This is a genomic window from Bacillus sp. DNRA2 (genome assembly GCF_012843265.1).
Classification (GTDB): domain Bacteria; phylum Bacillota; class Bacilli; order Bacillales; family Cytobacillaceae; genus Bacillus_BU.
In genome coordinates, this window is the sequence record NZ_JABAIT010000012.1 from 51,229 (window position 1) to 75,565 (window position 24,337).

Annotated in this window: 28 protein-coding genes and 1 riboswitch; of the genes, 6 read left to right on the top strand and 22 right to left on the bottom strand. The window is 37.5% G+C overall.

Annotated features, from left to right (window positions below):
* The first annotated feature begins 107 nt into the window (after positions 1 to 107).
* Together HHO41_RS11730 and HHO41_RS11735 are read left to right on the top strand one after the other, a co-directional pair.
* A complete protein-coding gene (locus tag HHO41_RS11730; RefSeq protein ID WP_169098769.1) occupies positions 108 to 584 on the top strand; it encodes a glutathione peroxidase in 477 nt (158 codons plus the stop codon).
* Between the two features lie 56 nt (positions 585 to 640).
* Complete coding sequence (locus HHO41_RS11735) at positions 641 to 1,075, top strand: transcriptional regulator, SarA/Rot family (protein ID WP_169098771.1); 435 nt, start codon at positions 641 to 643, stop codon at positions 1,073 to 1,075.
* A 196-nt stretch (positions 1,076 to 1,271) separates the two neighbouring features.
* Here HHO41_RS11735 and HHO41_RS11740 read toward each other — a convergent pair whose 3' ends face one another.
* Together HHO41_RS11740 and HHO41_RS11745 are read right to left on the bottom strand one after the other, a co-directional pair.
* A complete protein-coding gene (locus HHO41_RS11740; RefSeq protein ID WP_169098773.1) occupies positions 1,272 to 1,643 on the bottom strand; it encodes a DoxX family protein in 372 nt (123 codons plus the stop codon).
* A gap of 213 nt (positions 1,644 to 1,856) precedes the next feature.
* The gene (locus tag HHO41_RS11745; protein ID WP_169098775.1) at positions 1,857 to 3,056 is read right to left on the bottom strand and encodes a phosphoglycerate dehydrogenase; all 1,200 of its coding nucleotides are present in this window, start codon (positions 3,054 to 3,056) and stop codon (positions 1,857 to 1,859) included.
* Positions 3,057 to 3,201: 145 nt separating this feature from the next.
* Positions 3,202 to 3,280: riboswitch (ZMP/ZTP riboswitch) on the bottom strand.
* A 221-nt stretch (positions 3,281 to 3,501) separates the two neighbouring features.
* On the opposite strand from HHO41_RS11745, the gene HHO41_RS11750 reads away from it, so the two are divergent.
* Positions 3,502 to 3,657 (top strand): hypothetical protein, encoded by a 156-nt coding sequence (locus HHO41_RS11750; RefSeq protein WP_169098777.1) that lies wholly within the window; start codon positions 3,502 to 3,504, stop codon positions 3,655 to 3,657.
* Between the two features lie 120 nt (positions 3,658 to 3,777).
* Here the strand turns inward: HHO41_RS11750 and HHO41_RS11755 are convergent, their stop codons facing one another.
* Positions 3,778 to 4,809 carry a threonine aldolase family protein gene (locus tag HHO41_RS11755; protein WP_169098779.1) on the bottom strand — a complete coding sequence of 344 codons (1,032 nt, stop codon included), beginning with the start codon at positions 4,807 to 4,809 and terminating at the stop codon, positions 3,778 to 3,780.
* Positions 4,810 to 5,000: 191 nt separating this feature from the next.
* On the opposite strand from HHO41_RS11755, the gene HHO41_RS11760 reads away from it, so the two are divergent.
* On the top strand, positions 5,001 to 5,897 hold the full coding sequence (locus HHO41_RS11760; protein ID WP_169098781.1) for an HD-GYP domain-containing protein: 897 nt from the start codon (positions 5,001 to 5,003) through the stop codon (positions 5,895 to 5,897).
* Between the two features lie 78 nt (positions 5,898 to 5,975).
* On the opposite strand, the gene HHO41_RS11765 is transcribed toward HHO41_RS11760, so the two are convergent.
* The 6 genes from HHO41_RS11765 to HHO41_RS11790 all read right to left on the bottom strand — a co-directional run bounded on the left by HHO41_RS11765 (position 5,976) and on the right by HHO41_RS11790 (position 10,238).
* Complete coding sequence (locus HHO41_RS11765; protein ID WP_169098913.1) at positions 5,976 to 6,806, bottom strand: pentapeptide repeat-containing protein; 831 nt, start codon at positions 6,804 to 6,806, stop codon at positions 5,976 to 5,978.
* Positions 6,807 to 6,976: 170 nt separating this feature from the next.
* Positions 6,977 to 7,354 carry a rhodanese-like domain-containing protein gene (locus HHO41_RS11770; protein WP_169098783.1) on the bottom strand — a complete coding sequence of 126 codons (378 nt, stop codon included), beginning with the start codon at positions 7,352 to 7,354 and terminating at the stop codon, positions 6,977 to 6,979.
* 279 nt (positions 7,355 to 7,633) lie between these two features.
* Positions 7,634 to 8,191, bottom strand: a complete 558-nt coding sequence (gene ssuE, locus HHO41_RS11775; RefSeq protein ID WP_169098785.1) for an NADPH-dependent FMN reductase — start codon at positions 8,189 to 8,191, stop codon at positions 7,634 to 7,636.
* A 93-nt stretch (positions 8,192 to 8,284) separates the two neighbouring features.
* Positions 8,285 to 8,455: a YezD family protein gene (locus HHO41_RS11780; protein WP_169098787.1), complete on the bottom strand. Its 171-nt coding sequence runs from the start codon at positions 8,453 to 8,455 to the stop codon at positions 8,285 to 8,287.
* 268 nt (positions 8,456 to 8,723) lie between these two features.
* On the bottom strand, positions 8,724 to 9,614 hold the full coding sequence (locus HHO41_RS11785) for a WD40/YVTN/BNR-like repeat-containing protein (protein WP_169098789.1): 891 nt from the start codon (positions 9,612 to 9,614) through the stop codon (positions 8,724 to 8,726).
* A 168-nt stretch (positions 9,615 to 9,782) separates the two neighbouring features.
* Complete coding sequence (locus tag HHO41_RS11790; RefSeq protein WP_169098791.1) at positions 9,783 to 10,238, bottom strand: flavodoxin; 456 nt, start codon at positions 10,236 to 10,238, stop codon at positions 9,783 to 9,785.
* Between the two features lie 204 nt (positions 10,239 to 10,442).
* On the opposite strand from HHO41_RS11790, the gene HHO41_RS11795 reads away from it, so the two are divergent.
* On the top strand, positions 10,443 to 10,871 hold the full coding sequence (locus HHO41_RS11795; protein WP_169098793.1) for a DUF2383 domain-containing protein: 429 nt from the start codon (positions 10,443 to 10,445) through the stop codon (positions 10,869 to 10,871).
* 383 nt (positions 10,872 to 11,254) lie between these two features.
* Here HHO41_RS11795 and HHO41_RS11800 read toward each other — a convergent pair whose 3' ends face one another.
* Both HHO41_RS11800 and HHO41_RS11805 read right to left on the bottom strand, forming a co-directional pair.
* Entirely contained in the window at positions 11,255 to 12,265 is a 1,011-nt protein-coding gene (locus tag HHO41_RS11800; RefSeq protein WP_169098795.1) for a hypothetical protein, read from the bottom strand.
* A gap of 131 nt (positions 12,266 to 12,396) precedes the next feature.
* Complete coding sequence (locus tag HHO41_RS11805) at positions 12,397 to 14,331, bottom strand: endonuclease MutS2 (protein WP_169098797.1); 1,935 nt, start codon at positions 14,329 to 14,331, stop codon at positions 12,397 to 12,399.
* A gap of 427 nt (positions 14,332 to 14,758) precedes the next feature.
* Here HHO41_RS11805 and HHO41_RS11810 point away from each other — a divergent pair, with 427 nt between their 5' ends.
* Positions 14,759 to 15,415 carry an MOSC domain-containing protein gene (locus HHO41_RS11810; protein ID WP_169098799.1) on the top strand — a complete coding sequence of 219 codons (657 nt, stop codon included), beginning with the start codon at positions 14,759 to 14,761 and terminating at the stop codon, positions 15,413 to 15,415.
* A 33-nt stretch (positions 15,416 to 15,448) separates the two neighbouring features.
* Here the strand turns inward: HHO41_RS11810 and HHO41_RS11815 are convergent, their stop codons facing one another.
* The 11 genes from HHO41_RS11815 to HHO41_RS11865 form a co-directional block, all read right to left on the bottom strand.
* A complete protein-coding gene (locus HHO41_RS11815) occupies positions 15,449 to 15,733 on the bottom strand; it encodes a DUF2325 domain-containing protein (protein ID WP_169098801.1) in 285 nt (94 codons plus the stop codon).
* A gap of 82 nt (positions 15,734 to 15,815) precedes the next feature.
* Entirely contained in the window at positions 15,816 to 16,178 is a 363-nt protein-coding gene (locus HHO41_RS11820) for a hypothetical protein (protein ID WP_248278438.1), read from the bottom strand.
* Positions 16,179 to 16,198: 20 nt separating this feature from the next.
* Entirely contained in the window at positions 16,199 to 16,465 is a 267-nt protein-coding gene (locus HHO41_RS11825) for a Fur-regulated basic protein FbpA (RefSeq protein WP_348981265.1), read from the bottom strand.
* Positions 16,466 to 16,612: 147 nt separating this feature from the next.
* Positions 16,613 to 17,932 carry a homocysteine synthase gene (locus HHO41_RS11830; protein ID WP_169098803.1) on the bottom strand — a complete coding sequence of 440 codons (1,320 nt, stop codon included), beginning with the start codon at positions 17,930 to 17,932 and terminating at the stop codon, positions 16,613 to 16,615.
* A 79-nt stretch (positions 17,933 to 18,011) separates the two neighbouring features.
* Positions 18,012 to 18,179, bottom strand: a complete 168-nt coding sequence (locus HHO41_RS11835) for a YezD family protein (protein WP_169098805.1) — start codon at positions 18,177 to 18,179, stop codon at positions 18,012 to 18,014.
* Positions 18,180 to 18,406: 227 nt separating this feature from the next.
* Positions 18,407 to 19,606 carry an acyl-CoA dehydrogenase family protein gene (locus HHO41_RS11840; protein ID WP_169098807.1) on the bottom strand — a complete coding sequence of 400 codons (1,200 nt, stop codon included), beginning with the start codon at positions 19,604 to 19,606 and terminating at the stop codon, positions 18,407 to 18,409.
* 17 nt (positions 19,607 to 19,623) lie between these two features.
* Positions 19,624 to 20,976 carry an LLM class flavin-dependent oxidoreductase gene (locus HHO41_RS11845; protein WP_169098809.1) on the bottom strand — a complete coding sequence of 451 codons (1,353 nt, stop codon included), beginning with the start codon at positions 20,974 to 20,976 and terminating at the stop codon, positions 19,624 to 19,626.
* A gap of 75 nt (positions 20,977 to 21,051) precedes the next feature.
* On the bottom strand, positions 21,052 to 21,705 hold the full coding sequence (locus HHO41_RS11850; RefSeq protein WP_169098811.1) for a methionine ABC transporter permease: 654 nt from the start codon (positions 21,703 to 21,705) through the stop codon (positions 21,052 to 21,054).
* Positions 21,647 to 22,726 (bottom strand): methionine ABC transporter ATP-binding protein, encoded by a 1,080-nt coding sequence (locus HHO41_RS11855; RefSeq protein ID WP_169098813.1) that lies wholly within the window; start codon positions 22,724 to 22,726, stop codon positions 21,647 to 21,649. The genes HHO41_RS11850 and HHO41_RS11855 overlap by 59 nt, the downstream gene beginning before the upstream one ends.
* A gap of 26 nt (positions 22,727 to 22,752) precedes the next feature.
* Positions 22,753 to 23,580, bottom strand: coding sequence for a MetQ/NlpA family ABC transporter substrate-binding protein (locus tag HHO41_RS11860; protein WP_169098815.1), 828 nt, complete (start codon positions 23,578 to 23,580; stop codon positions 22,753 to 22,755).
* A gap of 86 nt (positions 23,581 to 23,666) precedes the next feature.
* On the bottom strand, positions 23,667 to 24,188 hold the full coding sequence (locus HHO41_RS11865) for a GNAT family N-acetyltransferase (RefSeq protein WP_169098817.1): 522 nt from the start codon (positions 24,186 to 24,188) through the stop codon (positions 23,667 to 23,669).
* Positions 24,189 to 24,337 lie beyond the last annotated feature (149 nt).

Here is a 24,337-nt window from a genome sequence, read left to right on the forward strand (position 1 = left end):
TTTTTAATGAATATTTAATTGTGTTTTTATTTTAAATCGCATAAGATTTAATCGTACACGATTTTATTTTACAATAAACGACAACTCACAATTTGGAGGAATACAAGATGACTACTGTGTATGATTTTTCTGTAAAAAAGACGAATGGTGAGCTTAAATCCCTGAAAGATTTTGAAGGTAAGCCCCTGCTTATCGTGAACACGGCGAGCAAATGTGGATTAACCCCTCAATTTAAAGAGTTGCAAGAGCTGTATAATAAATATCAAAAGGATGGACTAGAAATTTTAGGATTTCCATGCGATCAATTTAACAATCAAGAATTTGCTGATATCAAAGAAACCCTTCAATTTTGTCAATTGAATTACGGCATCACCTTCCCAATGTTCGCCAAAGTGCATGTAAATGGAGATGATGCAGATCCTTTATTTGCTTTTTTAAAGGAGCAAAAAAGTGGTGTTTTTTCAAAAAATATTAAGTGGAATTTCACAAAATTCTTAGTCGATCGTCATGGAAAGGTGATCGAACGGTATGCGCCTACGACCACACCGAGTCGGATCGAGTCTGATATTGAGAAAGTACTATAGTCATTCCTTATTAACGTTATTGATGTTGTTATAATTATTTTCACGGAGGTGATAGAGTGCAGGGTTTTTTACCGTTAAATAAACAGCTTTGCTTCGCCATCTACGAAACCTCTAGTGAATTTACGAAGCTGTATACAAATGTACTTAAACCGTTTGGACTAACTTATCCCCAATATTTAGTCTTACTCGCTTTGTGGGAGAAAGATGGAGTTCCGGTTAATGAGCTTGGGAAGTCCTTAAACCTAGGAACAGGAACATTGACACCGATGATCAATCGAATGGAAGCTAGTGGCTGGCTCCGCAAAGAACGCTCTAAAGAGGATGAACGCAAAGTTTTTATTTTCTTAGAAAATAAAGCAAACCAGGAGAAAGCAGCCATTCTCAGTAAAGTAGGGGAAGAAATTCTAGCTTGTAAAATTGATATGGAAGAATATGAAACGCTATTAGCACACCTTACCTCGTTGCAAAACAAACTGCGGGCACGAGGATAATTCTTGTTGCTTTAATACTTAGCTTGGAGCTACTTTTTTGAGGCCATAATGTAAAATATAGCTCCAATGACCCCAATTGGCGCTACTTTTTTCAGATTATCTTGTAAAATATAGCTTCAATAAACTTAACCTCAACCACCTTTCCATCAAAAAAAGGAAGTAAGAGCGAAACCGCTCACTTCCCTTTTTCGTTTTATTAAAATCCTGGAAAATTAGTTAGCTCAGAATATTGTAGATAAAATAATATAAATGCCAAAATACCAAGCAATAAAATAGCCGAAGCTTGCTTGAAAGTATCTTTCACACGAATGTGTGTGAGAATTCCACCGATCGCGACGATTCCCAGTAACAATGATCCTGCTGCAGACCAGCTGACTTCCCAATAACCAACTACTAACGCAGCTGCACCAATCACTTCAATTAATCCAGTGACCACTCGAAACCATTGTGGCAACTTCCAATGATTAAAATTGTCCACATGCATTTGCATCCCAACCACTTTCCCGAAACCGGCGAACACAAACATGAGTGCCAAAACACCTTGCAATACATAAGCTAAAATATCCATCTTTACTCCTCCTTAATTTGTTGAAAATAACAAAGCGAATGAAGGACAGGACATATAAAAGAGCTTGAATTGCAACCTTTCAGCACATTATATGCAATAGAAAACAAGTTCAGAATGGAGTAGAATTCTGAGATCAGTAATAATTTTTTCATAAAAGACTAAAAAAGCCACTTACTTGAAAAATCAAGTAAATGGCAATGATTAATATGTTAATTAGATTACGCGAACCGTTACTACACCATCGATTTCGCTAATTTTTTGAGTTAAGCCTGGAATAACTTCACCGTTTACTTTTTCATCGATGTCAATCATTGTGTAAGCGTAATTACCACGGCTTCTGTTTACCATGTCAGCAATGTTTAAGTTATAACTAGAAATAGCAGAAGTTAGCTGACCAACCATGTTTGGAACATTCTTGTGGAATGCTGCTACACGACGTTTGCCAGTGTATTCAAGTGCTGCATTAGGGAAGTTCACAGAGTTTTTGATATTACCAGTTTCTAAGAATTCTTTTACTTGTTTTGAAGCCATGATGGCACAGTTTTCTTCTGATTCACCAGTAGACGCACCAAGGTGTGGAATTGCAATGCAATTTTCCATTTTCAAGACGTTTTCGTTCGGGAAGTCAGTCACATATTTGCTAACTTTTCCATCTTCTAAAGCCACAGCCATGTCGATTTCATTTGCAAGCTCACCGCGTGAGAAGTTTAAAATCGTTACGCCATCTTTCATGATTGCGAAAGTATCTTTATTGAACATACCTTTAGTATCATTTGTAAGTGGAACGTGAACAGTAATATAATCAGAGTTTGCGAATAATTGCTCAAGTGTCATCGCACGTTGTACGTTGCGAGATAAATTCCAAGCTGTATCAACAGAGATGAATGGGTCATAACCGATTACATCCATATCAAGGTCCAGTGCATCGTTCGCAACAAGTGCACCAATTGCACCTAAACCGATAATTCCAAGTGTTTTACCTTTAATCTCTTTACCAACGAAAGCCTTTTTACCAGCTTCAACAAGCTTTGGAACTTGGTCTCCTTGACCTTCTAACGTTTTTGTCCAAGCTACACCGGCAAATAGATTACGAGATGATGCCATTAAGCAAGTAAGCACAAGCTCTTTTACTGCGTTTGCATTAGCACCTGGAGTATTGAATACGACAATTCCCTGCTCTGTGCATTTTTCAACAGGAATGTTGTTTACACCCGCACCAGCACGTGCAATTGCTTTTAAATTTTGATCAAATTCCATTTCATGCATGTTAAAGCTACGAACAAGAATCGCATCTGGACTTTGGCTATCGTTATCGATTTTATATTGATCTTGATTTAATACTTTTAAGCCATTTTCAGCAATAGCATTTAATGTTTTAATTGTTTTTACGTCAGTTACAGTTGTTGTGCTCATTAATATAATTACCCCTTTGTATTATTATCGTTTTTCCAATCCCCAAATTATTAGCAATAATCCAATAATTCAAACGAGTATAGTAGTATCGCTACCCTTATCTCCTCCTAGTAAGCAGAAAGAGGTAAGGGATTCGCAAATCCCTTACCTCTGCCCAGGCGAACGGCTACGCAACTATGTGCTCCCTCACGGTTATCCGTGTTTCGCCAGTCACACATAGTCTTTTCATTTCCTTTATTTTATCTGATAATTCACTAATCTTCAAGTAAAAAATGTGAGAAAAGTTGCTTTTTTTGTCGTTTTTATTTTTGTCGGTGCCAGGCACCGCCCGAATTTTCTTGTTTCACAGGTTTGTTTCACAGTTACCTTTCGTCCTCATTCATTTTTCTGGCAAGGTTGAGCATAATAAGTTCGATTCTAAAAATGAAAGGAAGTTGGGTTCAGGATGTCAAAGCAAGGAATGAAGAATAAAGACCAAATTAGAAAGCAATTGGAAAGACAGGATAATCGAAATGATATTGAATTAGGTTCAGATTTTCAAGTCGGAAATTCAAAATCCCAAAGCCAAAAGAAAAGTGGTCGGCAAATTAATAAGAAATAGTCGGAAGGCAATTGGATATAATTTAGCATAAAGTTCAGTTCACTAAAACAGGAACCCGTCATATAGGGTTCCTGTCATAATTCTAGTTCGTATTGCTGTAAACATTCTACTTCAAATTTTTTATTTTTGGATAAATTGCTTAATATCTTCAATTAATTCATCAACAGCTTCCTCAGTTGTTGCCCATGATGTTACAAGTCTGATTGCCGTATGCTCTGCACTTACAGTTTCCCATGTGTGAAATGCATATTTTGCCTGAAGCTTTCCAATTACGTCATTCGATAATATTGGGAAAATTTGATTGGACGGTGAATGAGTCAAAAATTTCACATCGGCATTGTCTAACTCAACCAGCAGCTTTTGAGCTAGTCGGTTTGCGTGCTGGGCCAGCTCAAAGAACAAATCATCGCGAAACAGTTCGAGAAACTGTATCCCTAATAATCTCCCCTTAGCCAAGAGCGCACCCTTTTGTTTCATATGAAACCTAAAATCCTCTTTTAGTGGATCTCGACAAATCACCAATGCTTCTCCTAATAAAGCACCATTTTTCGTTCCTCCAATATAGAACGCATCAACTAGCTCTGGAAGATCACTTAAACTCAAATTATTCTCGTCAGAACAAAGCGCAGAGCCAAGACGTGCTCCATCCATAAATAAAATTAATTTATGCTTATGGCAAAATGCATTGAGCTGTACAAGCTCCTTTTTACTATAAATGGTGCCAATTTCAGTTGAGTTGGATATGTATACTAATTTTGGTTTAACCATATGTTCGTCTGTATGAGACTTAAGGACTTCCTTCAAATGTACCGGTTTAAGCTTCCCATCCTCAGTTTTTACCGCGATAACCTTATGACCAGTAGCTTCAATTGCACCTGTTTCATGGGTCTGAATATGACCTGTACTCGCAGCAATTGCAGCTTCATGCGGCCTTAAAAAGGCTGAAATAGCCGTTAAATTTGTTTGCGTACCACCTGCTAAGAAATGAATATCAACATCTTCTCGATTCATTTTTTGTTTCATTAACAAGATCGCTTCTTTAGAATAACGATCTTCACCATAGCCCTCTTCCTGGACAAAATTTGTCTGTAATAATGCCTCTAAAATTCTTGGATGGGCTCCTTCACTATAATCATTTTTAAAGCTATACATTCCGTTAACCCCCGTCAAAATATGTCCACTACATATTACGTAGTCTATCATATACCTTACATGATTCTGTAATATTATTCATTATTTCTAAATATTAAAATGTAAAAAAGTTACTTTTTTATAAATAGTCTATATGTTCAAAACCAATGCTAGAAGTAGTATGAATTTGGTCAGTGTTAAATGGAGGACATATGGTAAAGAAATATTATCGCCTGCTAGATTATCCTGAGTATTTTCGGTTTGGATTTTTTTTTCTATTAATAGCAGCTTTTACTTTAAGCGAATTTGTTTTTGAGCAAGCAAATAACTTATATATATTATATATTTTTGCTGGGATATTTTTAGGGATCGGTTTTTATCAAAGGCCCATATGGCTAATCATATTATTAGACGTTCTCATTGTTTATCTGCGATATTTTCTTATTCCCGAATGGCATCATTCATTTGCTACCTTCCTAACCTACATGGTTACCTACCTTTTAATCACATTTATAACCGTCGGTTTGATGAAAGGTGTACAAAAGGTGAAGAATGACCGAATTGAACTGACAACCGCACTATCCAACATTCTTGATTCTCGGGATTCATATACTTCACATCACTCAGAAAACGTTGCGAAGGTTGCCCAGCAAATTGCAACAGAAATGAAGCTTTCAAAGGAAAAGATGGATGCGATTGCGATAGGTTGCTTATTACACGATATTGGAAAAATTGGGATAGCAGAAGAAATTTTAAATAAGCCAGAAAAATTAACAGCCGAGGAATACTCAATTATCAAAAATCACCCAATAATAGGCTATGACATGTTAAAGCATGTTTCAAATTTCAGAACTAGCGGGGTTTTAGATATCATCCTCTATCATCATGAGCGCTATGATGGCAAAGGTTATCCTTATGGTTTAAAGGGAGAAGAGATTCCCTTATTGGCACGAATCACTGCTGTTGCTGATGCTTATGATGCCATGTCTTCAAAAAGAGTGTATCGCGGGGAATTTGATTTGAACTATATTTTAAGTGAAATATGGGAAAATAAAGGAACACAATTTGATCCTCAAATAGTCGATATTTTCTTAAGTTTTTTCGATTAATTATCATCAAAAAAACCATACAAAAACTAAAACTTGCTTAGTTTTTGTATGGTCATGTGTCGTGAGGTTCCCTTCAGACTACCTCCAATGATCTGGGATAGTTATACTTTCGGGTAATTTAGTACTTAAACTTCCCCGTGCTGAGTTAACTTGTGACTGTGTTAGAAAAATACATCCAGTGAGATTCGCTCCGCTTAAATCTGCATCTCTAAGGTCTGCCCCGATCAAATCAGTCGTCCTCAGATCGGCATTACGTAGATCGGCGGCAATCAACAATGCCCCTCTCAAATTTGCACCACGTAAATTTGCACCTTTCAGTTTAGCACCAATCAGATCACTACCCCGATCAATTTTCCACTTACCCTTTACAGTCGCTGGTTTTAGGTTTCCTCTTACTAACGTACTTGATTGCAGTAATAATTCATTAATATTTACTCTGTAGCTGACAACATCAAGTTTGAGGAGTTCCGATGGACTAAGCTTCGTCAAACATTCTGTTTCGTTTATTGCATGTTGTAACTCTTCTGATATAGGCTTTGTTTCTTCACGGTGTAATGCCTCATGTAAATACAGGAGCATTTCGTGCAGCTGTTGCATAATTGGGAAAACCTGAAACATTTCTTTTTTTATCGAAGGATTGTCACGCCAATCCTTGCTAGCGTATGTAAACTTAGATACCTTTTGCCCGGCGCCAAAGCATTCGTAAGCGGTACAGCCACGGAATCCCTGTTTACGTAAATTCTCATGGATACTACAACGATAGTCAGAATCCAAATTTCGGCAAGGTGTTCCACCCTCTTTATTAAAGGCAAAATCAGCGGATTTAGCATACGGTAAAGCAACACAGCACAAGCCAAAACAATTTTCACAATCTGCCTGTAAATCTTTATTTGTTAATTCATTGTTCATTTTAAAATTCACCATACATTCACATCCTAAAAATTAAGCTAATCATTAAATAATGTATCACAAAGTGCCGCGTTAAGTATCACCGGAATTCCTCTATAAAATCACACAAAAAAGCATACCAATTTTATCGTCCATTGATATGCTAAAATCGTATACTATTACTACTTATTTTAAAATGAAGTTTCAATTTCGATATCATTCTCATTTGTAGTTGGAAAATTAGCTGTCAAAAGCGTATACCCGCTAACACGGAAACCCTTTTTTCGCAACAGGCGTGCACTCATATTTTTTTCAAGTAAGTTTGCTGTTACAAGGTGTATATCAGTAACTGGAAGCTCATGTAAGCTTCTGTTCAAGTATGCAATAGGTATATTTATCGCTCCAATTACAGCGTTTTTATGGGATTCATTAAAATCTCTAACATCAAGAATCGTGACCTTACTTGAATCAAGATCATTCCAGTGTATCTTTGGTATTCCTGTAACGGGAATGTACCTAGGCACCAGATACATTACCAAAATTATTATGCCGATATACAACGCTGCCATTCAAGCCTTCTCCTTTCAAGTCGAAAGAAAATTACATAATCAAGTTATAGAATATGACTGAATAAGCATAGTGTCAACTATTAATACTTGGTTTTTATATATTAACATACTTTACTTTACTGAAAAGAAGCAAAGAATTCTCCCATACATTTATGTCGACTTTAGATACAAATATTGGATGGCGCTTTATTAATGCGCGAGTTTATGCAACTTAAGTTAAAAAAATGTTCATAACCTAAAAAAGCAGAGAGCCAGTTATTTATGACTCCCTGCTTTTGTTTATTTTACACTTACGATAGCGTTTGAATGTTTAATTACTGCTTGAACTAAGTCATTTGTATTACTTCTTAATCTGTTTTCAAGTTCGGAGTCGTTAAAGACCACACCCTCTTCAGAATATGAAACTTGAGCATCACCCACAAATACCCCATTAATGATTTCGGTTGCGCCTAAAACAGAGAATAATGGTTTAAGCGCATATTCCAGTGCAAGTAAATGAGCTGTAGTTCCTCCATTAAAGATTGGCAAAATCGGTTTTTTCGCCAATGATTTTTCCGGAAGCAAATCAAAAAATGTTTTAAGAATGCCTGTGTAGCTGGCTTTATAGACGGGACTAACAACTACAACAGCATCTGCATTGACGATCAAATTTACAGCTTCAACAATTTTTGGACTATCAAACTTGGCGTGCAATAAATCTTCTGCTGGCAAATCACGTACTTTGATGTGCTCGACTTGATGGCCATGATTATTTAGTAAACCACCGATATAATTTGCTAGCGATGAAGCTCTTGACACTTTTGCTGGACTACCAGATACAATTACAATATTTGACATCGAAATCTCTCCTTAAAAAATTAAATTAATATTTACTTTTCCTATAATTTTACTCAACTTTAAACACAAACTTATCTCGCTTATATTTTCGATTTAATATTGTTTGGTTTTGATTTTTTTCTTTTCCACCGAAAAACGCTTCTTCTTCGTGCTTTCGATTCCTGTAACTTGGCCATCGTGAACAATTATTGAAATTGAGCCATAATCTATACTTTTTAAAAGCTGTAAAATATGATCAAGCTTTTCTCTTTCTAAATTTACCATACGTACACATCTCCCTTTCATCGTAAAAAATAAGGCAAAAGAAACAAAAAAACTCTCGATACAAGGGTAATCCTTGCAATCGAGAGCCTCTGGTGATCCAGTCAGCTTTATGGGTAAAAATATCTTAATTGAATAGTAACTTAATTAATCCTATGGGTCAAGTAAGAATTGATTATTTTTCATAATTTTCTAAAAGGATTTGCCATTGTTAATCAAAAAACTTCCAGACGCCGACAACAATTAGCGCCCGTACCCTTGTTTCATTACCCTAATGGAGAAATTTTTTATAATGGTATGATTCATACAAGCCCGCGACGACATACTCTTCTTCTCTATTCACAATGCGCCAGCCATGCCCTTTAACCTCTCCGAAAGGGACTACCTTCTTCTCATTTAGAAATACGCGAGAAATGGTTCCAATCCCGTGTTTATTTTTTGCAGATGTTGTATAAAGTACGTTTTCACTCCATGACAGATCTAAATAACATGCTTCACTTTTTTCACTTATACATACCTTCCAAATAGGTGAATCTGCACCGATTACCTGAGATAATTCGGAAAAGATGATTTTTCCATTCTTGCCACGACACGAACCGCATGCTGCTAGTAGCGTGTCATCATTAACTTCCATCGAAGCAATCATGCTGCCCTTTTCTTTTCTAATCTTCCTTATCTCACCAGTTTTTAAGTTTAACCTCCATATTCCTCCGTTGGTCGGGTGTATTTTTGTTCCGATAAATAAGTAATATTCGTGTAAGCAGAGAGAGCGGATTGCAGGAGGATTTTTTGAAAATGTAAACGGTTCAATTCTTTGCCATGTTTCCCCAAAATTTCGTGATAGAAAAAGTGATTTTTCAGAATGGGTTAAGACGAATCCTTCGTTATTGCAGCAAACACTCCACATTGAACTATTCGTGTGAAACCGCTTCATTCTCCATGTTTCTCCACCATTCTTGCTCATAATAAACAGACCAGCATCACCGACACCATAGACGATTTGGTCCGTGCCCTTTAAATCAAGAATTCTTTCTTTTGTTAAAGTTAGCGTTTTGACCCATTCATCCTTCTGTTTCACAAAGATACCTTCATGATCAGCAGCAATAATATAAGCACCATCATTTAATTTCGTCACGGAAGTTGCCCCGAGAAATGTTCCCATTCATACACTCCTTCCCTCTCCAAAATTCAAACCATTCTCAGAGGATTCGTGTATCCCCTCTCCGTTCCTTTAACATAGTTTAACAGTTTAGGATGTTTTCCAAATTAGTATAGAAATAAAACAGTATCCCTGTTGAACATTTTATGGATTGCCCAAGCTAAAAATGCTTTAAAAAATTGCCTTCACCTCTTTAAGTTTTTCAGCAAAGCTTTTCCCGAATTGTATGCATAGTTCCTCATCCTCTGGCGCCAATTCAATTTTCAACCCTTCCTGAACAATCGTTGCCCCACACTCCTGCAATTTTTCCGAAAGAATATCAACAGCCAGGCAAAATTGTTCATAAGCAGTATCGCCAGAACCAAAAACGGCAGCAATTTTACCTTCCAGATTTAGTCCGTTCATATCATCATAGAAATCCATAAATTCATCTGCCAAATCCCCATCACCATATGTGTATGAACCTAGGAGAATCCCATCATATTGTTCCAATTCCTGTGGTTCCCCAGCAGGTAGTTCGCGAATAGTTAGATTTACACCTGCTTCTTGAACACCTTTGGCAACTAATTGTGCTATTTCTTCTGTGTTACCAGTCATGCTCGCGAATACTAAGATTGCGTTTGTCATTATGATCTCTCCCTTTAAATATTTTAATTGAAAATGAGAATCGTTATCATTTATAACTATAATTCTGATAACATAAAAAAACAAGCTAATTTTTTAAAAAAATTCACTTGTAGAAAATGTTTTTCGCTTTTTCCTGTCAGCTTTTCAATCATTTTCGAATAATTCATGACTTGAACTAAAATAATAAAATGGGAGGTTACTAATATGGATATTGGAATTGTAATTGAAGAGTTAAATACGTTACTACGCGGGTCATTTATGGGTATTCGCTCTTTAGAACACTATATTCAGACCGTCGATGATCCGTCGTTAAAGAAAAGCTTTCAATCAATGCAGCAGGACGTCAAGTTAAATGCGCAAATCATCGCCGAACGAATCCAGAATCTTGGTGGAGAACCAGCGGACGATGAAGGTATATCTGGCTCAATCCACAGTTTTATGCATAAAATGACATTGTCTAAAAATAACGATGATATTATTAAGGATGCAATTGAAGGCTTTAATCAATATGGTGTTCAATATTCTGAAGAGTTGGTGAAAGGGGATTTAGATCCGGAGAGCAGACAAATAGCAGAAGATGTCATTAATACAAGTCGCTCCCATGTTGAAACTTTAAAGCAAATGTTACATTGAGATAAATAACGAGAAATGAACTATCATGAGTCCATTTCTCGGGTTTTTTATTCAGGATTTGAGCTTATGAACCACTCATAAGTTCATTTCTCAAGTATTTTTCCCTGATTTTGAACTCATGAGCCCTTCATGTGTTCATTTCTCGAGTATTTTCCCCTGGTTTTGAACTCATGAGCCCTTCATGAGTTCATTTCTCGAGTATTTTTCCCTGATTTTGAACTCATGAGCCCTTCATGTGTTCATTTCTCGAGTATTTTTCCCTGATTTTGAACTCATGAGCCCTTCATGTGTTCATTTCTCAAGTATTTTTCCCTGATTTTGAACTCATGAGCCCTTCATGTGTTCATTTCTCAAGTATTTTCCCCTGATTTTGAACTCATGAGCTAAAAATACTTCCTCGCGATTGTAGCAACTTCTTCCGGCACCTTGTAACTCAACGGTTCCCCGTGTAAAGTATGAAAAAAGTTGGCATCACTAGTATCTAAACCGCCAAACGAGAAACGCGGAATCAGACGTGCTGTAACTGAGTTTGTATTCTCTGAATCAAATGATAGATTTAACGACATGTTAAAACTCGCAAATCCCTGTTCATTTAAGGCACTAAAAATCCGCTTTAAACCCTCTGCAAAATCAAGCCAATCAATCTCAGTAATCGCCTGAATAGACGTTTCCCCTCTGAATATGGCCATAAAATCATTATGACCTTTCGGAGCAAATGCATGCAACCATGCCACATTTCCCTTCTCGCCAATCCAACGCTCACCAACCGCTTTTTCCGTTTCTAGTAAAGATGTATAGTAATCTTGTGTTTCATCATATGCAGCCAATTTGTCCTCCAATAATGCTTGTTGATTTGTTGGCGAATCGGAAATGAGAACTTGGATATGCGGGTGGAGAATGCTTCCTCCAGAATGCGGAAGGTAGTTCCAATTAATTGAAGCATAGCGAGCTTCATGATCATATGCTTGTACCTTAGTAATATAGCGCTGTGCTGCAATAAATCCATCCTGAATCATGGAGGCTGTAAATTCCTCCAGGCGGACATAATGCTGTTCTGAAAAAATAATTACACCATTATGCTTACTATAAGGGAATAAATTTGGAAATAACGTCGCTTTTCCTTGTAAAATCCGCCCTTCTTCAGCGATTTCATTTGGAAAAACGGGTGTCATTTTCAACAAATTTTCTGAACAAAACGGACATTTTGCCCCACTTGTCTGCTGACCCAACTCTGTATAATCTGGTGGTGTCAACTTTAATCCACTATCTGGTACGAGTCGTGATGATTCTCCTGTAAGTGGATCAAAACGAATTATAGTTGTACGTTCTATCGCATTACCTTTGCTATCATGAAATCGGAACGATTCTTTTTTTTGTAAAAAATTGATTGTCATCTTTCTCCTCCTGACCTTTGTTAAATACAACTATTTATAAATACTATCTGAATCATATATAATTCTGAAAATTTAGTCAATTGGTGTGGAGTAAATAAGTTTCCAGTAAAATTGGATAAGGAAATTACAGATTATTCCTCATGATAAATGCTTACTCCATCTTCATGTTTTCGAGATAAAAGATGCTTCTTCTTTCTATTTTCCACCGTATCAAAAATGATGTCAAAATCGTAATCATCAGGATATAATTCGCTTGCTGAAATGTGCAAGGTGAGGCGTTTGTGATTATAACTCGCTTTTTCTCCTTTAACTTGAACAATATAGTTCCCCTGTTCATCCGGACCCTTATAGACAATCCCGTACTCATTTGTTGGTGAAATCAACACATTATCACCTTGTTGAAAAATCGTCGCCTTATGTGGAGCGGTTGCTTGTTTCTTCACTCTTTGCTGGTGCTTATTGACAATCATTTGTTTCTCTCTATCACGTTTTGCAGCCAAATCTAAACTGGAATTATCATCCTGATAGGATTTCTTTTCCTTATACGTAATTTCGTGAGCGCGTTCGATTAGTTTTGGATGAATCCCGAGCTTTAAAGCAATCGCAAATGCCTGACTTTCACCGCCCTTGCCAATATTCAACCTATAAGTTGGGCGCAATGTTTCAATGTCAAATTCCATTGCCCCATTAATAAAGCCCTCATGGTGATCAGCAAACTCTTTGATTTCACTATAATGTGTAGTTGCAAGTAACGTAGCACCTTTCAAATACAATTGCTCAAGAATTGCTGTCGCTAAGCCCATGCCTTCTCCTGGATCTGTTCCTGACCCAAGTTCATCTAACAAGACAAGCGTACGATCATTTGTATTTTTTAAAATTTCGATAATATTGACAATCCTTGAACTAAACGTGCTTAGATTTTCCGTAATGCTTTGACCGTCGCCAATATCGACAAGGATATGATGGAACATAGAGACCTCACTACCCTCATCGACGGGTAGATGTAGTCCTGTTTGCGCCATCAACGTCAACAGTCCCACTGTTTTTATCGTAACCGTCTTTCCCCCTGTATTTGGGCCTGTTATCACAAGTGCGTTTTCCTGTTTACCTAACTCAAACGTAATCGGAACAGCATATGATCCAAGCAAAGGATGTCGGGCATTTTTCAAATTGAAGTAATGGGACTCATTTACGCTTGGCTTCTTTCCGTCAATTGCCAAGGTATATTTGGCTTTGGCAAATATAACATCATAATGAATCATCGTTTCCACAGCCAAGCGAATCGACTGTTCATTTTCTTCGACCAATCCAGTGAGATAGAACAAAATTTTCTGAACCTCAGCCTCCTCCTCAGCTTTTATCCAAGCTAACTGTTCTTGATACGTTGCGATTTCTTCCGGCTCAATGAATAGTGTTGAACCTGATGCAGACGAATCCAATACAGTTCCTTTCAGTTTATTGCGATATTCTTTTTTCACTGGCAATACATATCTTCCATCTCGTTGACTTACGACATGTTCCTGTAGATATGACTTTAATTTTCCAGATCGGACCATCTGTTGCAGCTTTTCCTTTAATCGGTCCTCCTGAATGGAGATTTGTTTTCTTATTTTTAATAGATCTTTACTGGCATAATCATCGACTCTGCTGTTGCGAATGCAGCGAACAATTTCCTCCTCAAGCCTTGGTAACTCTTCAGTGGAAAAAATATAACTGGAAACCCGTGGTGCCACCCATTGTTTATCCTTCATAAACCGCCGCATTTTCCCGCAGCAATCCAAGAAATCCGCTAATTTTACTAATTGCTCCGGTCTTAGTGCGACACCTTTATTGATCCCTTTAAGTAGTAGCTCCATCCCCTCCAACCCATGGACGGGAACACTCATGGAAATTTTCATAATCTGCACCGCTTCTGAAAGTTCATCTAGCAAGGCTTGGATTTGTTTAAGGTTTGTAGACGGCATTAAATTTAGCACTGTCTCCTTACCTGCAGGTGTTAGGGCATAACTCGCAATATTTTCTTTGATTTTGTTAAACTCTAAAACATTAAATGTATGCTGATTCATTATTATCTCCTCCTAAATAAAAAGGCCACGTTGAACAATGTCAACGCGGCCTAAAATAACCCATGCAGAAAAAATCTACATGTTGCACTATTTTTAACCAAAATAAAAAGCCGTTTACACAAAGGTACACAGCTACAATCGGTTAAGGATAGTATGCATGTTTTGACCATTGTTCTTAACTTCATTCCGTAACCATGCTTAAACAAGACTTTGTTCGAACAACATTTGAACAAAATCTGGCAGGAATGACATTATCCAATTGATTGGATTAGTTAAGAACGACACCTAACATAAAACATACTTCCCATCATAGGTAGATTTCCTTTTCAATATAGCATATCGAAAATTGAGTGTAAAGGTTCTGAAAACATAAGATTATTCGCAAATATTATAGTAAAATATATGGTTAGAAGGGGGAGGTGTCAAAGTGGCAGTGAAAAAAATTATTTATTTGTCAAAAGGTCTGCCAAAGACAAAGATTCATCATAACGAGGAATATCTCTCAGGAATTTGGAAGGACGTTGTCACTGAGCTTCATGTTGGAAAGCTGAACATTGCTGGCGATGATGTAGCGAATCATGACTTTCATGGTGGCGAAGATCGTGTGATATGTTTTTATCCATTTGAACATTATGCATACTGGGAAAAGGAATTTGGCGAACTGCTAACACCCTCTGCATTTGGCGAAAACTTAACTGCTACTAATATGAAAGAAGATCAAGTTTGTATTGGTGACATCTTTCAAATCGGTGATGCGCTTCTTCAAGTTACACAGGGGCGATTTCCATGCGCAACGATCAATAAACGTAACGATAATCCATTTTTATTAAAAAAAATCATCGAAACAGGTTTTACTGGTTATTTTTTTCGAGTGATAAAAGAAGGTAGAATAACAGCCACATCCACAATCACAAAACTTACATCTCATTCTAGCGCAATAACAGTTGCCGAGATTCATCAGCTTTATTTTCACGAGAACAAACCTAAGCAAACATCGATTCAAAAAATCTTAGACGTTCCTGAGCTTGCTGAGCAATGGCGCGTTAGGCTATTAGATTTACTGATGAAAACAAAACAAGATTAGCACAAGGGACTGAGCCGTTTTTCAGTCCCAATATTATGCCGTAATATTTTGTATTTCCTCATAAATTGCGCTCCAAGACCGCTTAGAGAATCGAATCGGAATTCCTTTTTCTTGGGCTTTTCGTTTAATAGCACCAGATAGATTGTGATTGATAAAGTCCGTTAACACTAAGATTAAATCAACGTGACTAGGAATACCCTTTCGGACCATTTGGGTCTTTCGACCATTGATATGGATAACTTCTTTAAAGCCTTCCCCTTCAAGCTTTTGTGTGATTTTACCGAGATGATCGCCACCAATAATTAACAAAGACTTCATAACGTTTCTCCTCCTCCGTATGCTAGGATTGTTTTTATCTCTACTATTCCGACCTTAATTGTATTATTTAAATCAAAAAATATTATCTTCGTTTTTTTAGCGGGATAACTTTTCCAGTATCTCCTATTTGACTTACAAATTCGTTTAATCTACTCGTTAACCCACCTGGGCCAAATCGGATAAATTTATGATTGTTTTTCTCTATGCTGTCTGCTTGAATTTCATCCAGAAATGCCAGCAAATTAATTCTCCGATTATAGATAGAAATAATGCCAAATTCAAACAGCCATTGGTCAATCGTATTATAAACACCCCGATTAATCCCATACAATTGATTGCACCAGTTGAAAAACTGCAAGTCTGGCAAATTTAAATATTTGCATGATTGAAAATCACCAGCTTTGGTTTGGGTTTTGTTTGTTAGTTTCATGTTTTTTGTTCCCATGATCACACCTCCATTGATGCCTACTGGTTTGATTTTTGGCTATTAAATTGAATCGAGCCAAATTCGCCATGAGGATGAACATTTGAATAAAACCGACGATATTCCCGCTCCAATTCAGTAAGCGTAAGTTCAAACAAATGCTTATCTTCCTTTTTAAACACATTAAAGGCAATTAGTTTATCTATTAATTTTTTTCGTCTACTTTCCAATGCATTTCGAAAAATTTCTCCCATACTCGTCACTCCTTCATAACTCTTTTCTGAGTAGTAATCTGAGATTTTGAACAAAAAAGGCCCTCCCTTTAAGATTCATTCATCTTAAAACAGAGGGCCTCTAGTGTTCTAGTCAGCACAATCTAGTTATGATTGGTAAGTAAATCACATCATACCATTCCTATTTGTCAAGTATGATTTAATACGCTGAATACCTCAAATCTACTGGTTTACTTTTGCATTAACTGTTGCACGTTGACTCGCTTTAAGCGCGAAATCCAAATCTTCTAGAATATCATCAATTGCCTCTGTTCCAATTGATAAGCGAATTAATTCTGGCGTTACACCAGCTGATTTTTGTTCTGCTTCAGAAAGTTGTTGGTGAGTTGTGCTAGCTGGATGAATAATAAGTGATTTTGAATCCCCGATATTGGCTAAATGCGAGAATAATTGAATCGAATCGATCACCTTTCTAGCTGCCGCTTGCCCGCCTTTTACTCCAAAGGTTAAAATAGCCCCCTTACCTTTTGGTAAATATTTTTGTGCTTTAGAATATGAAGGATGGCTTGGTAAACCAGGATAGCTTACCCATTCAACGGCTTCATGCTGCTCTAAAAACTGCGCGGTTTTTAAGGCATTTTCACTATGACGTTCAAGTCGTAAATGTAAGGTCTCTAAACCTTGAAGCAGCAAGAATGAATTAAATGGTGATAATGTTGCACCAAGATCCCTTAGTAATTGAACACGAGCCTTTGTAATATATGCGGCTTCACCAACTGCCTCTGTATAAACAAGACCGTGATAGGTTGGATCTGGTTCAGTTAAGCCAGGGAATTTCCCACTTTTTTTCCAATCGAATTTACCACTGTCAACAATAACACCACCAATGGTTGTTCCATGACCTCCAATAAATTTGGTAGCAGAGTGTACAACAACGTCAGCTCCGAATTCGATCGGACGTAATAAATACGGGCTTGGAACAGTATTATCAATAATAAGCGGAATACCATTTTCATGGGCAATATCAGCAACAGCTTGAATATCTAGGACATCACCTTTAGGATTTCCAACGGACTCTGCGTAAATAGCCTTCGTCTTAGGCGTAATTGCTTTACGGAAATTTTCAGGATCCTCTGGATCTACGAAGTGAACTTTAATTCCAAATTTCGCTAGGGTAGCTGAAAATAAATTGTAGGTACCTCCGTATAAGCTGCTTGACGATACGATTTCATCTCCTGAAGAGGCAATATTGACAATGGCAAAGGTAGTTGCTGCTTGCCCAGATGATACGGCAAGGGCACCAATTCCACCTTCTAACTGAGCAACCCTCTGTTCAAAAACATCTGATGTAGGGTTCATGATCCGACTGTAGACATTTCCCGCTTCACTTAAATTGAAAAGGTTCGCTGCATGATCACTATCGTTAAACACGAATGAAGATGTTTGATAAATTGGTACTGCGCGAGAATTTGTTGCTGCATCAGGTTGTTGTCCTCCGTGAATCGCTACTGTTTCTAATCTTTGTACTCTTTCATTTGTCATGTTAATTCCTCCCAGAATATATTAATTTATAGTTATTTAATAGGATTAGTATGATTTATAAATAAAAAATAATCGTTACTTACTTGCTTACCGCTTTTTTTAGGGCGAAACGGTATTTTTCACCTTTCTCAATTTGGGTTACCTGTGAATCATGAACGGTAATTTGCACGGTTCCAAATTCAATTGTTTCTAAAAAGCTAATTAATTTTTCGATTACTTCCTGATCAATTCTCGTTTTTTGTCCCATGATAATCCTCTCCTCTATATCTTCTAAAGTGGACTAAATCAGTCGACTTTTAAAGGCAGCTGGTTTTTAGTTGTCATTAAAATCGATTCTTTTTAATTCCGACTAACTTTATATGCTTTATCTGTTTTTTATATCATATAATGCATCTTGCAAATAATCAAGACTTTTCTGTATATTTTTTCAAATCAGATTTCATCATTACCATTGTCTACTTTGCAAGACCTTTATTACGAGGGTGCGGTTATTTCTGTTTCTACCTTCAATAACGATTCAGCCAGCTGTTCAAGAACCATATCATCTTGAGGAGGGTTAAACGCAGCACACTGAGCATCTCGAAATAGACGCTCAAGAATGTTCCCTTTCGAAAGACTTTTGCCTCCAACTATTTTCATGGCTTTTGCAATGATTTCAACCGTGTTGTTGCAAATAACATATTTGGCAATTTTGACTTCATTACCAAGCTGAGCTTTAAGTTCTGGATTATTTTCAATTCGGCTAGCGATCGAGTACAGAAAATTACGTGAGGTTTGATAAAGGACCTCAATTTCAGCTATTTTTTGTTTAACATGTGCCGCTGCTGAAATATAGTCTCCAAGACTATGGGAGTAGGTTGATTTCGCAAAATGAAGCACATAATCTCTCGCCGCGCCAGCGATCCCTATATATACCGCCGGAACCTCTAAGGAATACACTCTACCGTCTGCGATAAATCGGTTTGGCTTGTTCGGTTCATGCCTTGCCAATAAATCATCCTCTGGAACAAAAACTTGATCTAAGACAATATCATGGCTGCCAGTAGCCCGCATACCAAGCGTATTCCAAGTCTCTACCATCTTGACCCTCTCATTTTTTGTTATCAGGAATTCGGCATTGACATTTTCATCTTCTAAATACGCCATAATGGTAAAATGATTCAAAATTGGCGCAAGTGAAGCGTACGCCTTTCGTCCACTGATAATATATCCACCAGCTGTTTTTCGTGCAATGGTTCCTGGACGACCACCTCGTGCAATATTACCGGCATTTCGTTCCGTATTGATAACATTAATAGGCTCTCCATTTTCAACAGCTGCTCGGGATAGCTTTTCTAGGATATGCTCAGGCCACCCTCTAGTCTCACGAACATTCATAAAAGTTAATAGGGTCCAGCCTGCTGAAAAGGCTATTGAGCTATCACCCCTAGCCAATCGTTCTTGTACCAATAGCATTTCATATAAAGATATCTCATCTCCACCATATTCTTTCGGAACAGTCAGTTTAAAATAACCTTCTTCTTTTAGGAACTCAAACTGCTCAAACGGAAAATTACCTGTTTCATCATAGTAAACAGCTGTCTTTGCAATTTCATTCGCTAATCGCTCTGCATATGCTACAAGCTCTGCTTCCCGTTGATTTCGAATAAATAAATCTTGGCGCACAAATGACATTGGTGTTCCTCCCTTCTTTATTTTTGCTTCGAAACTACTTTTGCGTGTGAATAGATATTTTCAGGTTTCTTTAAGCTGAGATAATCACGAAGCGTTTCGCCTTCATAATCAAGCCGGAATAATCCACGTTCTTGTAAAATTGGGACAACTAATTCAACAAAATTCTCTAAATCATTCGGATAAAGGGGAAACTGAAGCATAAATCCATCGGCAGCTTTTTCTGTAAACCATCTTTCGATTTCATCCGCAACTTGCGTTGGTGTTCCAACAAATGCGTCCCGTCGTCCTGGCCCAAAGAAGCGATTATATAGATCTCCCACTTTAAGATCCTCTGAATCAATGATTTTTTTCATTTCATAAAAATGACTTTGGATTGAGTTAACGACTGGAAACTCCACTCCTTTTGCTGGGGTATCTAAATCATATTTTGAAAAATCAACGTTCCCCATATATCCTGAAACAAATTTAAGACTTTCGTAGGGGTCGATTAACTTCTGTAATTCTTGATATTTTTGCAAGACAATTTCTTCGGTTTCTCCAACGATTGGTGAAATACCATGGAGAATGTGTAATTCAGCTTCGCTTCGGCCAAAATCACTAAGTTGTGATTTAAGCTTTTTGTAAAATTGTTTTGCCTCCGCAATATTGTCCCAATGAACAAAGACAACTTCAGCAACTCGAGCAGCAAGTCGCTGCCCGGGTTCCGATGCTCCTGCTTGAACAATCACCGGCTGGCCTTGCTTAGAGCGGGCAATGTTCAAAGGACCTTTTACCGAAAAATATTTCCCTTTATAATTAAGTTCATGGACTTTATTTTTATCATAAAATTCACCAGTTTGCTTGTTGTATAAAAAAGCATCATCTTCCCACGAATCCCATAGACCTTTCACTACGTCCACAAATTCCTCGGCTCGTTTATAGCGCTCATCATGGTCCCAATGTGTATCGCGACTAAAATTCAAGGCTGTCTCTCCTGTTGCATCAGAGGTTGTCACTAGATTCCAAGCAGCGCGACCATTACTGATATGATCAACAGATGCAAATTGACGTGCGAGATGATAAGGCTCACTATATGTCGTTGAGGCAGTAGCGCCTATCCCAATTTTTTCAGTCGCCGCAGCGATAGCTGTGATTAAAACAGTTGGGTCAAAACGATTTAGTATTTGCGGATGTGATTCATGATTAATTGCCAGGGTATCTGCAATGAATGCTAAGTCAAATTTTCCTTTTTCAGCAATTTGGGCTAGCTTTTGAAATTGCTTTACATCAATGCTTGCATTTGGTTGTGCATCAGGATGACGCCATGAGGCAATGTGCATTCCTGTTCCGATTAAGTATGCCGCAAGTTTAATTTGTCTTTGTTTGCTCATTTCCTTTTCCCCCAGAATTGAAAATATCGCTTAACTTTTTCTACCCTTTTAGGCAGATTTTTTATAAAAATTTGGCTAGTTTACCCGTCTGAATTTTCGCTCGAGCAGGTTGCCGATGGTTTGGACTCCTTGGACGATTAACACGAGGATTACTACTGTTACTAAAATCGTAATCGTGCTAAATCGCTGATATCCATAAGAAATTGCTACATCACCAAGCCCGCCACCACCGATAGCCCCGGCCATTGCCGTAGCACCGACTAAACCGATCGTCGCAGTTGTAATACTAAGAACTAACGAGGCAAAGGCTTCGGGGATTAAAAATTTAGTCATAATCTGAAGCGGAGTCGCCCCCATCGCCTTAGCTGCCTCGATGATGCCTTCGTCAACCTCTAGCAAAGAGTTTTCCACTAGTCTAGAAATATAAGGTCCTATATAAAGCACAAGTGGAACGATTGCTGCCGTGGTTCCGATTGATGTACCAACGATCAGCCTCGTAAACGGAATAATCGCCACTAGTAAAATAATAAATGGAATTGACCGAAAAACATTGACAATTGGATTTACAAACGAAAAGATCCATTTATTCTCCAGCACATGTCCCTTCCGTGTTACAACAAGCAAAATGCCTAAGAATAAACCGAGAAGACCTCCGAAGAACAGCGAAATACTAACCATGTATAGCGTTTCCCACAAGGCATTCAAGATGAGGTCTGCGCTCACTTCCATCCTTTGTCACCTCCGTCACAATCACATTTTGAGTTTCAATGAAATAAAGTGCTCTCTCCATTTCTGCCTCATCACCAGTTAGCTCGATAATTAAATGACCAAACGGTATCCCTTGAAGTTCGGAAATATTCCCAAATAATACATTAAGGTCAACGTTGAACAGTTTTGCTATTTTTGAAACAATTGATTGACCAGAATTTGAACCGAGAAAATCAAATTTAACGATTCTACTTTTACTACCACATGCCTTTAATAGTTCAAATACGCTTTCTGGAATTACTTCATCGATTACTGATTGAACAAAATTTCGCGCTGTGTTTGTTTGCGGATTGGCAAATACATCAAAGACACTACCGGTTTCTACCACACCCCCTGCATCCATAACGGCTACACGATTGCAGATTTCTTTCACAACTTCCATCTCGTGTGTAATCATGAGAATCGTAATGTTGTATTCTTCATTAATCCGCTTTAAGAGATTTAGTATAGATTTTGTTGTTTGTGGGTCTAATGCAGAAGTTGCTTCATCGCATAATAGTATGGAAGGATTAGTTGCAAGTGCTCTTGCAATCCCCACCCGTTGCTTTTGTCCACCTGACAGTTGATGTGGATAATCATTTGCTTTATCCCTTAACCCGACAAATTCGAGTAGTTTATAGACTCGATCTTCTATTTTCCATTTCATTTTTCTACTTAAGACCAGTGGCATTGCTACATTTTCAAAAACAGTTTTCGAGTTTAATAAATTAAAATGCTGAAATATCATCCCAATTTTTTTCTTGGCATCTCGCAATTTCTTCTCTGTCAAATCTTCTAAGTTCTTCCCTTCGATGATTACCTCACCTGATGTTGGGCTTTCTAAACGATTCACTGTCCTGATGAGAGTGCTTTTTCCAGCACCACTAATCCCAATCACGCCGAAAATATCACCTTTGTTAATCTTTAGATTGATATCTGATAACGCTTCAATTTTCTTCTCTCCTGTATCAAACACCTTTGAAACATGACGGAATTCAATCAAAGCTGCCCCTCCTTATTTTCCCGTTTTTAAAATGCAGGTACGACCGCACCTTCATATTTTTCATCAATGAACTTTTTCACTTTTTCAGATGTCAACGCCTTAGCCAGCTTTTGAATCGCTTCATCATCTTTGTTATCAGGACGTGCGACGAGGATATTTACATATGGTGAGTTGCTGCCTTCGATAATCAATGCATCTTTTAATGGTTTGAAGCCACCCTCTAATGCATAATTTGTATTAATCGCAGAAGCCTCAACATCGTCTAAAGAACGAACTAATACAGGACCATCAACTGGGATAAATTCAATTTTTTTCTTATTTTCGGTAATGTCCGCTAATGTGAAATTGCCTTTCTTAGCAGAATCAAGCTTAATTAAACCGTTGTCCGCAAATAATAATAAGCCACGTGAAAAGTTAACAGGATCTTTTGGAAGTGCTACTTTAGTACCCGTTGATAATTTCTCAATCGAATTGATTTTTTTTGAATAGACTCCAAAAGGTTCAATATGAACACCCACTACTTTTACTAAATTTAAGCCACTGTCCTTATTCACCTGCTCCAAATATGGAGTATGTTGGAAGAAGTTAGCGTCCAATTCTTTATCTGCCGTTTGTTGGTTTGTCTGAATGCCATCTTGGGTAATCACAATATCTAGTTTTACACCTTCTTTTTCAAGATCCGGGGCGATATGTTCTAAAATTTCTGCATGTGGTGTTGAGGACGCACTTATTTTTAAGGTAACCTGCTTATCGTCATTTGGTGTTGTGGAAGCTTTTTCATCCTTACCGCAAGCCCCCAGCATGAATGTCATTAGAAAAAGCACGGCAATTGAAATCCATTTTAATTTTTTCATGTTCAAATCCCCTATCTTTATAATTTATCTATCAAATAAGAATACTTGGTTTAACATTTGGCAAAAAAGATTTATTGAATAAATGCCTATAAATCTAACCTTAGACACTTCACATATATGTCATGTTTATTAAAATCCTTTGATTGGTCTCGGATGAAGCCAAACCATTTATACAATGAAATTGCCTTGGACATTTTATCGCTTGAGTGTAGGTATATACTCACTGCCCCCTGGTCTTTGGCATACTCAATACTTGCTTTCAATAACTTTTGAGCAACGCCGAAACCCCTAGCCTTTGGATGAACCCCTAATAATCTAATGATGGGTGCAGAGATTCCTAGTTCAGGCATACCATAGGCTTTTTCTGAATTGCGAAAAAGCTGTAATGTCCCCAAAATATGATGGTGATTTTTCGCAACGAAAATCTTATCTACATCTCGACTATTAACAGACGCTATCATATCTGCTAAATACTCTTCCCATATTTGTGGGCTAGAATATTCTGGTTCATACTGCCGATAACTTTCAATTAATAATTGTCGTACAGCCTCTTTATCATTATCATCAAGCTCCGATATCGTGATTTGTTCTGGTGAAATTTTGTTCATCCTATCCCCCCTAAATTATCACTCATTTCCGTTCCTCCAGTTTCAGCGAATTTTTTATATATTGTTATAATCAAAAAGCTCCTGCATGCAATGTACATACAGGAGCTTTTGGATGACCAATCAGCTAGATAAGAATGATTAATAATAAT